The organism is Leptospiraceae bacterium (genome assembly GCA_016708435.1).
Taxonomy (GTDB): Bacteria; Spirochaetota; Leptospiria; order Leptospirales; family Leptospiraceae; genus UBA2033.
In genome coordinates this window covers 356,447-369,184 of sequence record JADJFV010000033.1, presented here as the reverse complement: position 1 = coordinate 369,184, position 12,738 = coordinate 356,447, and the positions used below count along the sequence as shown (strand labels likewise).

The 12,738-nt window shown below is 37.3% G+C and carries 11 protein-coding genes; 4 read left to right on the top strand and 7 right to left on the bottom strand.

Going from position 1 to position 12,738, the window contains the following annotated elements:
* Nucleotides 1–149 precede the first annotated feature (149 nt).
* From IPH52_22455 to add, 7 genes are all read right to left on the bottom strand, one after another.
* Nucleotides 150–911 (bottom strand): glucose 1-dehydrogenase, encoded by a 762-nt coding sequence (locus tag IPH52_22455; GenBank protein ID MBK7057761.1) that lies wholly within the window; start codon nt 909–911, stop codon nt 150–152.
* Between the two features lie 103 nt (nt 912–1,014).
* Nucleotides 1,015–3,054 (bottom strand): beta-propeller fold lactonase family protein, encoded by a 2,040-nt coding sequence (locus IPH52_22450; GenBank protein ID MBK7057760.1) that lies wholly within the window; start codon nt 3,052–3,054, stop codon nt 1,015–1,017.
* A gap of 44 nt (nt 3,055–3,098) precedes the next feature.
* Nucleotides 3,099–3,872: a YdcF family protein gene (locus tag IPH52_22445; protein MBK7057759.1), complete on the bottom strand. Its 774-nt coding sequence runs from the start codon at nt 3,870–3,872 to the stop codon at nt 3,099–3,101.
* Nucleotides 3,869–4,711: an alpha/beta hydrolase gene (locus IPH52_22440; protein ID MBK7057758.1), complete on the bottom strand. Its 843-nt coding sequence runs from the start codon at nt 4,709–4,711 to the stop codon at nt 3,869–3,871. Before IPH52_22440 ends, IPH52_22445 begins: the two co-directional genes overlap by 4 nt.
* A 24-nt stretch (nt 4,712–4,735) precedes the next feature.
* Nucleotides 4,736–5,125, bottom strand: a complete 390-nt coding sequence (locus IPH52_22435; GenBank protein ID MBK7057757.1) for a HEPN domain-containing protein — start codon at nt 5,123–5,125, stop codon at nt 4,736–4,738.
* Complete coding sequence (locus IPH52_22430) at nt 5,122–5,466, bottom strand: nucleotidyltransferase domain-containing protein (GenBank protein MBK7057756.1); 345 nt, start codon at nt 5,464–5,466, stop codon at nt 5,122–5,124. Before IPH52_22430 ends, IPH52_22435 begins: the two co-directional genes overlap by 4 nt.
* A gap of 29 nt (nt 5,467–5,495) precedes the next feature.
* On the bottom strand, nt 5,496–6,815 hold the full coding sequence (gene add, locus IPH52_22425) for an adenosine deaminase (protein MBK7057755.1): 1,320 nt from the start codon (nt 6,813–6,815) through the stop codon (nt 5,496–5,498).
* Between the two features lie 180 nt (nt 6,816–6,995).
* Here add and IPH52_22420 point away from each other — a divergent pair, with 180 nt between their 5' ends.
* The 4 genes from IPH52_22420 (at nt 6,996) to IPH52_22405 (ending at nt 12,645) form a co-directional block, all read left to right on the top strand.
* Nucleotides 6,996–8,189, top strand: coding sequence for a DegT/DnrJ/EryC1/StrS aminotransferase family protein (locus IPH52_22420; GenBank protein MBK7057754.1), 1,194 nt, complete (start codon nt 6,996–6,998; stop codon nt 8,187–8,189).
* A gap of 219 nt (nt 8,190–8,408) precedes the next feature.
* Nucleotides 8,409–9,845 carry a caspase family protein gene (locus IPH52_22415; protein MBK7057753.1) on the top strand — a complete coding sequence of 479 codons (1,437 nt, stop codon included), beginning with the start codon at nt 8,409–8,411 and terminating at the stop codon, nt 9,843–9,845.
* A gap of 14 nt (nt 9,846–9,859) precedes the next feature.
* Entirely contained in the window at nt 9,860–11,236 is a 1,377-nt protein-coding gene (locus IPH52_22410) for a hypothetical protein (protein ID MBK7057752.1), read from the top strand.
* A gap of 20 nt (nt 11,237–11,256) precedes the next feature.
* A complete protein-coding gene (locus tag IPH52_22405) occupies nt 11,257–12,645 on the top strand; it encodes an amidase (GenBank protein MBK7057751.1) in 1,389 nt (462 codons plus the stop codon).
* Nucleotides 12,646–12,738: the final 93 nt, after the last annotated feature.

The window sequence follows — 12,738 nt, the reverse complement described above, 5'->3', positions numbered from 1 at the left end:
GTCTATTCCACAAAAATAGTAATAGGCAAACCTAATACTATTTTTGCCAGATAGACCTCTCACGATGAAACTGTTCGAGGTGACAGGATTAAAACCATCGTATCTTTTATCGGTGCTCTCGGTGTGCATCGGTGGTAATCTTTTAATTTTTACATTCCAATTGCGCCGCCGCCGTCTACGCGTAGTATTGTGCCTGTGATATACGATGAATCTTTTCCAAGAAAAAATCTTACGGCACCGGCAATATCTTCTGGTGTAGCAGGACGTTTGAGTGGAACCATTTCTTTTAGTTTTTCTTGGATATCGGCGGGAAGAGAACCAGTCATATCTGTATGCACATAACCAGGACAAACCGCATTGACTAAAACGCCACGTCCAGAAAACTCTCGAGCGGTTACTTTTGTTAATGCGATGACGCCTGCTTTCGACGAAGAGTAATTAGCCTGAGCTGCTTGACCAACAAGACCTGAGACCGAGGAGATATTCACGATTCGCCCCGACTCTGCTTTTAGGATTAACTTGGCGGATGCTTTGGTCATCAAAAATACACCTTTTAAATTTACATCCATTACAAAATCAAAATCTTCTTCGGACATACGCATGAGCAAATTGTCTTTTAATACACCTGCGTTGTTCACTAAAAAATCTAATTTACCAAATGTCTCTTTGGTCTTTGCCATAACGTTTTCACAGTCGGCGTATTTGGTAACGTTACACGCTATACCAATTGCTTTGACTCCGTAAGTATCGGAAACTTCTTTTGCTGCTGCGTCACACTGGTCTTGTTTTAAATCTACCATCACAAGACTTCCACCATCTTCTGCGATTCGGTTGCAAATTGCTCGACCGAGTCCGCGGGGGGAAGCTGTCCCTGTTACAATTGCTACTTTTTTCTCAAATTCCTTTGTCATATATAAATCCTTTACCTCTCAAAGATTACCACCGATGAACACGGATTAAATGTTTAACTTAGTTACATACTAAAATTTGAATTAGGATTGTAAAATAAAATTTTTATTGCGGTGTTCTAGAAATCGTCAATCCTCTTGGATTGTTGGTTCCTAATGCAATGAAACCATTTGCTATTAGGGAGCCAGTTGGTTGTATTGAAAATTTATTGATTTTACCAGATCCTCCACCTACATCTTCAGTGGCATACACATATTTGCCGGAAGGATCTACAACAACTGTTTTACATTGATTACTAGATACAAATCCAATGGAAGTCAAGCTACCATCAGCTTGATTGACCAAATAGGAATTGATTTGATTGTTTGCGTTGCTGCAAGCATAGAGATATTTACCAAGAGAATCCATTGCTAGACTTTCTTCTAAAACAGAGCTATAAAATATTTCTCCCGACAAAGCTCCGGTCAATTGCTGAATCATTAACCTAGAGACACTATTTGTCATAGATGCATTTGCGGTATATAGAAATAATCCTCTTGGATGAATTGTAATTCCATTTGGAGGTGCACTGATCGCAAATGGGGACCCTTGCATTGAATGCAAATTTCCTGTCGTAGTATCCATTATAAATCCTGCTACATTCAAACTACCGATTCCAGTTACATATAGAAAAGGAAGAGAAGGATGTGCCGCAATTGCATTCGGACCGGTTACACCAGTCGGAGTGGGCGTTCCAATACTCACAATGCTTCCTGTATTCGAATCAATATAGAATCTAGAAATTGTATTGTCAATTTGGTTTAAGACAAACAGTAATTTGCCGTCATAGGATATAGCAGCGCTCCTAGCTCCATTGCCTGCATTTGCTGATCCAATATTACTTAGAAATCCATTCGATATTCCAATTACAACTGAGTTTACCGCCAATATCCCCTGATTGATTACATACGCATATTTTCCATTCAGATTTGCTATAATATTGCCAGGTTGATTTCCAATTGCTAAAGATATTGGATTCATCAAGGAACCATCTACCACATTTATTTCTAGTCCGTTAACACTGTTACTGTTCGCATTTCCTGCATAGATGAAATATTTATACACATAGAAACTGGTTTTTGACTTTGCAGTGCCAAAGCGATTAACAACAGTTATCTGCCCACTAGAAGCCCCCACAGGCACAATGAAACTAAGAGAAGTATTAGTAGCCGTTGACCCAAACGTCTTTGTCCCATTTGCAAATTGAATTGAATTTCTGCCTGGGTCAGTATCGAAATTAACACCTGTTATGCTCACAGTCTCACCAACAGCCCCACCAGAAGAACTGAATTTTTGAATAATCGGTGCTGAATAAGGTGTTCCATCACTACCTGCGCAAAGCTCAGCAGTCTCTACTGTCGTATAAGTTTCTGTTGTAACGGTTGAGCCTTTGGTTAAAATTCTTTTTGTAAGTAAAAAATCTTTATCAAAGAAATACTCGTTTGTTTGATCTGGCACAACCGTAGACAAGAAATTGCATAAAAGATTTGTAGAAGGAATCAACTTTGAAAAAGAAATACTTTGCTTGAATGAAAGATTTGCATCATCGTAAGAGTTTACAAAAGGAACCTGACAAATTATATCAGGAGGATTGACAACACCTTTCGTATAACGATTCTGTGTGTCGTATTCTGATATAGAAATACTTGTTCCGTCTGATTGGATAATACCAATTAGCCGATTTGAGGTATCATACTGAAAAAATTTATTCGTTGCTATGTCCTTGTTTATTTGTGAATAACGAACCGTAGACTGAGCAAAGTTCTTTGTGCGTTGTATAAAGTCTTCCGTTGAATTAAAAAAATCTGTCTTTGTAGTAGTTGCAGTATTATCCTCGGTGACAGGAGTAGTATAAACACATTCCATTGAAATTGAATCAGGCTTGTAAATACAAGTATAAGAATTATTGGTTCCCGCTGAGGAGGTTGAGTTTACTGTTTTAGCGTAGGTCAAACAAGTATTTGCCGTAACAGCATTTGTCGTTGGCTTCCCAGTCATTCTTGAAAGAAAAGTCAAAAAACCAATATCTGGAAGGTTATTTTTTCCTGCTAGAGAGCAAAATTGAAATGCAATGATTAGAACCAAATATGGTATTCTTTTAAACATGAAAATTATTTTATACTAATTTAAAAAACTGACAAGACTTTTTTTCACATATAGCCCTTCCATTCATAGGCAATAATTCCAATCCATTCTTTGATTGCTAATGTAGTCGTATCAAGCGCACCCGTAGAGGGGACAAATGCATCAAAGTTCAACCCCATATTAAGCGCACGATAATCTGTTGGAAAAGGAATTACCTCTAATCCTAATTTTTTAAAAATAGCAAAAGACCTCTTCATATGAAATGCGGAGGTAACAAGGATTATACGATTCATTTTTTTTTCTTCAAGAATCTTTTTCGTATAGAGTGCATTTTCAAATGTATTTCTTGATTCCGATTCTATAAGTATTTTATTCTCCGGCACTCCGAAACTAATTAAGAACTTTTTTGCAAAGCCAGCTTCTTTGATTTCCTGCTCAAATAAAATTCCAGAACCACCGGTAAATAATATCTGCTCTGCCCTTCCCGCTTTGTATAAGAGTATACTATCTGTTAGCCGATCACCCGAACTTAAAAGTTCTACTCTTTCAGGATAAGCACTTAGTGTGTTGATCATTCCACCAAGCACTACAATCACATCTGCCTTTGTCGTGTTTTCGATTGCCGTTGGTGGAAAATCTTCTTCTAGACTCGAAATTAAAGCCTGGCAAACGGGAAAGCTTGAAGCTAAATAAAGTAAGCCGATGGGAAGAAAGGAAAGAAATTTATTCTTTGCACCTTTGATTTTAAAAAGAATCAGAAAAAGAGCAAATAAAATACAAAGCGGAAGTGGGAAGAGGAAAATAGTCAGCAGTTTGGATAGATAGAAGAATAGGTTCATAACAACTCCTTAATTTTATTAAGCGTAAACTCCGTCTTCTCAAAAGGAAAAAAATGGGTTCCATCGGGGATGACAGTTAGCGTTGAATTAGGATTACCCGCAACGATTTTTTTACCACGCAAGGGTGAGCATACTTCGAATTTTTGGGGTATAATGATATGAGTCTCTAGTTTATTTTTTCCAAAGTCAAGGAAGCTCCTAAAACTCGGTGTGCTAAAATACCTTGCTTCTAATTTGGGATCACAAATGAGTTCTACTTCCTCACCGGAAGCACGAAAGCATGACCTGAGATAATCGTCATATACCCGCTCATTCCAATTCGAAAAAGCAGAAAATTTTTTAAACACTTTTCTAACTTGATCAATGTTCTTAAAATTCCTTCTTCTTTTGATTGCATTCTTAGCAATTGGAATTCCGAATAGACTTCCGTAAACAAGAATCGGTATACTTAAAAAAGTGGGGTCAAATAGGATTAGCTTCTTAAACAAACTCGGCTTTTTTTTGGAGGCACGCAATACACTTGAACCACCCATAGAATGACCAATCGAAATAATATTACTCAACTTCTCAAGCTCTACGAGTGCCAATATCTGCTCCCTTAAAAAATCCCAACTAGTAAAATCATAGAATGGCTCTGACTGCCCATGCCCGGAAAAGTCAAGTGCGATTACTCTGTATTTGTCTCGGAGCGCTTCGATTAAATAGGAATAACACTCCGCACTGTAACCATTTGCGTGGGTAATTAGTATTATTTGCTCTGATTGTGTTTCTGAATCTAGATAGGAAAGATTTAGATTTTGAAATTGAAAGAATTTACGGTTGGCGATATTTTTTAGCATGAATTGATTATTTCTAACTTAATCTCATTTATTTAATTTCTGTTTCACAAAAGAATAAATTTCTCTTGTGAACTCTAAATAATGAAAAGCTTCCTCTTCTTTCGGATCATTTTCAATGTCATCATATCTTACTGACATTCCAATATCATTCACGTCAGCAAATAGGTCTTTTGAAAAAGATGAAAATTCTGAATCTAGCTCAGAACATTTTTCAATCAAATAAATCAAATCATGATTTGATTTTATCTTTGTGTTATGAAATGTTAAGTAGGCTTTTAAGGATTTTTCAATAGTTTGCTGACAATGAAAAGTTAATGTATCTGTAAATTCAGGTTTATTCTTAAATATTAATTCTGCTGTTCCAAGATCACGAGATGCTTTTATCAAAAAATTATCTACAATATTGGTTTTCAAATTTCAATACCTTGTTGGTAGATTTCATTATACAAAGTATTAATCTCTGATTTATAGGAATCGAATTCTTCTAAATTTTTAACTAAAATATCAAATGGAATATTCGGAATTTCACTATGTGCTTTTAAGACGATCGTTCTTCTATACTTTCTTACTAAATCATTGTCTTTGATATTGGCAAGTAAAACTAAAAAATCATAATCACTATCTGGATTTTGGTTTCCTTTTGCCCTGCTTCCAAACAGATAGATACGGCTAATCGGGATTTCTAAATGAGTAATGATACTTTTAAATTTAAAAATTGTTTCATCATTATGGAGTAGTTTTGGATTAATCATCATTACCTGCGATTAAAATAAATTAGCCTTAACTAAAAATTATGCTTTGTTCTGACTTTGATGATTTCACTGTTGACTCTTTTCCATAAAGCTTCTTTATCGGGATGAAAGGTTGCGAAGACGCCTTTTTTAATAAGGTCAATTAATTCTTCAATAGAGAAATTTAAGAAGCGATAGAGTTTGAAATATTCATAGCTGAGGTTAACATCGAATATCTCCGGGTCATCTGTGTTGATACAGGTGTAAACGCCTCTGTCATAGTATTCGCGAACGGGATGATTTTCTTCTTTCTTGACGTATTTTCCTGTGAATACATTGCTAGTAAGACAAATCTCAATTGGAATTTGTGATTCTTTTAGAAAATCAACTAAATCAGAATCTTGAATGGCAGATGTTCCGTGTCCTATACGCTCAACTTTTAGATAATTAATAGAATCCCAGATAGACCAAGGACCGTCATCTTCCCCAGCGTGGATAACAGTGTGTAGCCCTGCCTCTCTTGCTTTTTGAAATACTTCTTCATAATCTTTGGCAGGACCGAGCAATTCAGCACCGCCTAGACCAATGCCAAGCACTTCCGGGTAATTTAGATTTAACACTCGGTTGAGATTGTTCATCGCATTTTCTGCTCCGAATGTGCGAGATACATCTATGAGCAATCGAATCTCGATTCCTTCTTGCTCTCTTAATTCACGAATGCGATTTACCATGACTTCGATCATCTTATCAAAGTCGATTCCGTTCTGAATAAATTTAGTTGGCGCGACAAATACTTCGGTATAAATAATATTATCCGCTCTCATGTATTCGGCGAGACTATCTATCATAAAAGAAAAATCTTCGTGTGATTTAACAGCACTTTGGATAAATAAGAATAATTGGATAAATCCGTTCAAATCATGGAACATGAATTTTTTATCAAATTCTTCTTCTGTAATTTCGACTCCATTTTTTTTAAACATTTCTTTGAGAGTCGGTTTGTTTACGCAGGCTTCTAGGTGTAAATGAATTTCTGTCTTCGGAAGTGCCTTGATGAAAGCCATGACTTCTTGTTCCGTTGGCTCGGTATTTTTATAATTTGGATCAATCGTGGGAATGGTTTGAATGACTTCATGTTTATGGTGTCCATTCGTTATATCCCCAACGAGCCAAGCAGGCGGGTTAGGAACTGTTTGCCCCAAAAGAATATCTCGCTCATCGAGTAGATTATTGATCTGTTTATCAAAGATTAATTGTAGACCAGAAGAATAAGGTCGATCGTCGGGAAGTTTGCTTTTAATACGATTTAATTCGTTTACATCTCTATCTATAATGGAGATTCTAGTCAGTATTTGTTCAAACTTTGCTTTCACGGGTTTTGTCAAAAATTAATTTACTTCTTTATTCAAAATATCTAGTAATCATATCGAATAAAGCATAAAATAGTATTTAATTATATTTTTGTAGAAAGCCTTTTATTGGCAATTCAGTGTCAATTTTCAGTTCAGAAAAATTTTTTTAGGACGAAGTTTATTAAAAGGATTAGACATAGTATGAGAACCATCAGAAAAACCTTCCTCCCGTTTGCATTACCATCCATTTCAGAGGAGGCAATCGAGGAAGTCGCGGCTGTTTTACGTTCCGGCTGGGTAACTTCAGGACCCAAAGTAAAACAATTCGAAAAGGAATTCGCTGAATTTGTAGGGACTACCCAAGCAATCGCATTAAATTCTGCAACAGCAGGACTCCATTTGGCTTTAGAAGCAATCGGTCTTACGGAAAATGATGCCGTCATTACAAGCTCTGTGACATTTACCGCCTCTGCCGAAGTGATTTGCTATTTTGGAGCAACCCCTCTTTTAACCGATGTCGATCCGATTCACAATATTATGACCCCAAAAACACTTTCCGATTTAATCGAGCGGGAATGCAACTGGGATGGAAAAACTCTACAACATATCGAGTCAGGCAAAAAAATTCGTGCCTTGATTCCCGTTCACCTCGCCGGCTATACCTGCGATATGGAAGGGATTATAAAAATTGCGGATAGATATAACCTATACGTAATCGAAGACGCAGCTCATGCTTTCCCCGCCAAGCATAAAGACAAAATGATAGGAGCTTGGGGTGATTTTACTGTATTTAGTTTTTATGCAACAAAAGGAATCACAACCGGTGAAGGTGGAATGGTAACTACCAATCATAAAGAGCTGGCTGACAGAATTCGACTCATGCGGTTACATGGGATTAACCGCGATGCCTACAATCGTCCGGGTTGGTATTATGAAGTAGTCGATGCCGGTTTCAAATACAATATGACGGATATTGCGGCGGCTCTAGGAATTGTTCAACTTCATGAGGCTAATGGGTTTTGGTCGCGCCGAGAAGAAATCGCACTTAGATACAATTCTGCCTTTGCGGATATCAGGGGAGTTAAATTACCATTACCCGATGAGAATGGTCACCACTCCTGGCATTTATATAGAATAGAATTAGATCCCAAGCTAGCCAAAATGGGACGTGATACTTTAGTAGAAGAACTAAAAGAGCGCAATATAGGGACTAGCCTGCACTTCATCCCAATCTTTGAACATCCCTATTATAAAAAAACTTACAACTTCAATCGTAAGAATTTTCCGAACGCAAGTAAGATGTATGATAAGGCTGTATCTCTTCCCCTCTTCGCCGGTATGACTGATGAAGATGTAGAAGATGTAATTTACGCTGTGAGAGACTTGCTCGGCTAATACTCTTAGTTTGCCACAAAATCATCTAGCGGCATAATAAAATTTGGCGCCGTTCTGGTAAGCAAACACTTCTGTGGACTTTCTTTTATTTAATTAGTTTTTATACTAGAGCGGATAATTATGCATAGACTATACGAGTTTATCCTTGCAGGAGAAAATTAAATAGCTTGACAGTTCCACAGTATTTGTCAGGTAATAACCCTAGCGAGGTTAAATTCCATGTGGAAAAGTCTTATTCTAATTCTAATAATATCACTCAGTCTTTACGCACAGGAAACGAATCCAAAACAAACTAAAAAATATAATATCAAAACCAAAGGATTCAAATTAACGGAAATAGATGAAGAAGGAACTCCAATCAATGTAGGGAAGAGATATGCACTTATAATAGGAATCAATGATTATAATGATTCTACAATCTCGGATTTGTCCAAAGCAAGAAATGATGCAAAAGCAATGGGAAAGATTTTGAAAGAGCTCGGACAGTTCGATCAAGTTTTTGTCATGACAGATGACATTCTTAAAAATGACTCAAACCATTTGTATCCGACAAAACTAAATATTGAAGAGAAAGTAGAAAGCATTTTAAGATTCATCACTCCTGAGGATATGATTGTATTGTATTTTTCCGGTCATGGCATATCCGATTTTGATGAGAACGGATATTTATTAACAGTAGATACAGTTGCAGATAAAAAATTTACCACCTCGCTAAAAATTGATTGGATTGTCAAAAAATTTCAAGAGAAGAAAATCAAAAAATCCCTTTTAATATTAGATGCTTGTAGAGATATTTTGTATACATCCAAAAGCGCCGTAAGAGATAGCATTCGCGAAAAAGTATATACGGAAGCGGAAGTGGCTGCTACATTCTATTCCACAAAGTCAGGGTATTTTAGCTACGAAGATGACGAATCAGATTACGGTGTATTTACCAAAAATTTAATTTATGGTATGGAAGGAAAAGCAGATGAGAATGGAGACGGAGTAGTTTCCTTCGGAGAATTGCAAATATTTGTAGAAAAAGCCGTGCGACAATGGTCACTCAATAAGAATAAACAACAGAAGCCGTATACTAAAATATATGGAGAAAGAACGGGAGATCTGGCAATTACGGTAGCGGCAAAGCCACCGGTAAGCCTTGTCGATAAAAAAGTAGAAGAAGATATTTCTCGCTTCCCTTATATTTGGAGATCGGCTGTCTTACCCGGATGGGGACAGACGAAGAATGGAAATTCGATTCGGGGATCGGTTTATATGATCAGTTTTCTAGGACTAGTAGTCGGCTCCTATTCTCAACACCAACGATATCTAAAATCCATGAACTCATACCAGGATCTCGCTTTGCCTTCCCTATTATTTTTGAGCACTCCTGCAAATAATTTTGGTATACTCTATATGGCGAATGTTGCCTATTTTAATAATATTGATAAAGCAATTAAAACCCATGCGGATTTGAGTAACCAGATGGAATTCGGTGCTCTATTCATTTGGACAATTTCATTAGTTGATGTAATTTTAAGTAAACCAATTTCGGATCAATCCCATATATACAAAGATACTTCTACGAGTTGGAAAGCGGATATGAAAACAATCCCAACTTACAATAGAGGCATTGAATCATTCTATTCATTAACTCTGGACAAAAAATTTTAGTAGAGGAGATTTTTATGAAATACTTAATTATTTATTTCTTATCGATTTCATTCTTTTTAAATTGTTATTCCGATTCGACTCCTTCGAGATCAAATCCTCTCGATGCAAAAGGCGGAGTTGGACTTTTTGTAAATTTATTTTTATATAATCTTAGATACCCGGCTCCTAAGGCAAATACCGCAACAACGTCAACAGGAACTCCTCCCTCCGGGTTGTCTTACTATGAACTTTCTTATAAATTTTTTTTGCTTCAGCCTGCCTCTGCTGGGCTCGTGAATGTAAGCGGATCCGTAACAAGTTGCACAGCGAGCCCGGCTTTGCCTGCGGGACTTACTCTGAATCCGTCTACCTGTGAAATAGGCGGCAGCCCAACTGTTCTTCAAGCGGCAACACTTCATTTAATCACCGCCTCAAATTCTCATGGGGGCACTACGACCGATATTAGAGTTACAGTTGCCTATCCTGTGGTGCCTTATGTTCTTGCCGGTTCGGGTAGTCCGGGTTCGACTGATGGATCAAGGACTGCGGCATCATTTTATTATCCTTCCGGAATAGCAATCGGCAGTGAGGGAAATTCTTATGTAGCAGATGAGAATAACGAAAAAATTAGAAGAGTTACTTCATCTGGTGATGTGACTACTTTTGCAGGCTCAGGAAGTTATGCCTATACGGAAGGTCTAGCGGCATCGGCAGCTTTTAGATCTCCTCTTGGTGTCGCCATTGATACGAGCGGAAATTTGTATATAGCTGACTCGAATAATCATAGAATTCGCAAAATTTCTTCGGGAACAGTGAGCACACTTGCCGGCTCTGGCAGTTCTGGTTCTACCGATGCCAACGGAACTTCTGCCTCTTTTAATACTCCTTCCGGAATTGCAATAGATACTTCAGGGAACTTATATGTCGCGGATACTATCAATAACAAAATTAGAAAGGTAACTTCTGGCGGAATAGTCAGTTCAATCGGTGGAGCTGTTTTTAGTAATCCTCTCGGAGTCGCAGTAGATTCTTTAGGAAATATCTATATAGCAGATACAAATAATAACAAAATCAAGATGATGACGCAAGCGGGAGTGGTGACTACAATTGGAGGAACTGGCGATTCTGGTTTCTTAGATGGACCTGCATTATCTGCTTTATTTGATCGTCCCTCAGGCGTTGCCGTTGATTCGAATGGGAATGTATACATAGCAGATACTTCCAATAATAAAATTCGAATGATTACTTCATCTGGTATTGCGACTACACTTGTAGATTATGCAACCATAACCAATGTTAGCTCAACAATCAGTGCAACTTTTACCCCTTATGGGATTTCGATAGACACTGCAAGAAAAGTTTATTTCACGGATAAAGCAAATAATAGAGTGTTTACATTTACTATTTTTTAATCATCAACAAGAAGGAAAATATGATAAGTGCGTTTTGTAATGATATAATGGGAAAAAAAGATGCGGTAGAATTGGCGAAATTGATTTCTAAAAAAGAAATTAAAGCGGAAGAAATTCTAGAAGCTTCTATTCAAAGAGCAGAGAAGGTAAATCCTTTTCTAAATGCGATTATCACAAAGACTTACGATCTAGCTAGAAAAAATTCTAAAACTCCGTCAGAAGGTTTCTTTTCTGGAATTCCCACCTTTATCAAAGACAATGAAGATGTAATGGGAGTTCCAACTAGTTATGGCTCACTTGCAGTGCACAAAAGCGAAGCGAAAAAGAATAGCAAGTTAGTCCAACAAATGAGTGCGCTTGGATTTGTTTCCCTCGGAAAATCAGCGCTTTGTGAATTTGGTTTAACTGCGACAACAGAATCTCTGTTAAATGGAAGCACTCGAAATCCCTGGAACACGGAGCATTCTACAGGCGGCTCTTCAGGTGGCGCTGCGGCACTGGTTGCTTCCGGAGTTGTTCCGATTGCACATGCAAATGATGGCGGTGGATCTATTCGAATTCCCGCTGCCTGCTGTGGACTAGTTGGTTTAAAACCAAGCAGAGATCGTTTGATGAGAGAAGATGCTTTGAGTAGTTTACCCGTGAACATCGTGTGTCAGGGAGTCGTTAGTCGCACAGTCAGAGATACAGCTCAATTTTATTTTGAAGCAGAAAAATTTTATCAAAACAAAAAGCTTCCTCCAATCGGACTAGTAGAGCATCCTTCCCAAAGAAGACTAAAAATTGGATTCTTTAAATCCATACCATTTAATAAACCTGTTCATCTAGAAGTCGTTGCAACAGTTGATCGCACTGCAAAACTATGTGAGAATTTAAAACATTCCGTGGAAGAAATTCCTTGTCCTTTTGGCAAGCAAGTAGGCGATGATTTTTTTCTGTATTGGGGAATGCTTGCTTTTTTATTTAGTCATATGGGAGGATTGATTGTAGATAATAAATTTAACAATGAAAAGTTAGAATACTGGACGAAAGAAATTGGGAAACATTATTTTAAGCATATATTCAAATCCCCCATTCTATTTCATCGATTAAGACATTTCTTTGGAGAGTATGAAAAACTATTTCAAAACTTTGATGTTATACTTTGTCCTACGATTGCTCATCCTGCTCCAAAGATTGGATATTTGTCCACTACTGATGTAGAATTTCATCTTGCTTATGAAAGATTAAAAGAATTTGTTCCTTTTACCCCAATTCATAATATCTCCGGTGGTCCCGCCATTAGCCTTCCTCTTGGAATGAGCAAGGAAGGTCTACCTTTGGGAATGCAATTTTTCGCTGGCTTAGGACACGATAAAACTTTATTGGAATTAGCATTTGAATTAGAACAAGCGGCTAATTGGGTGTAATCAAAACAAAGTTTTACTATGTGCGGATAGTTTTCTTTGACAATTCCATCAGGATTCGGGAATCTTTCTTGAAGTTCTTGCACAATGTCCAAA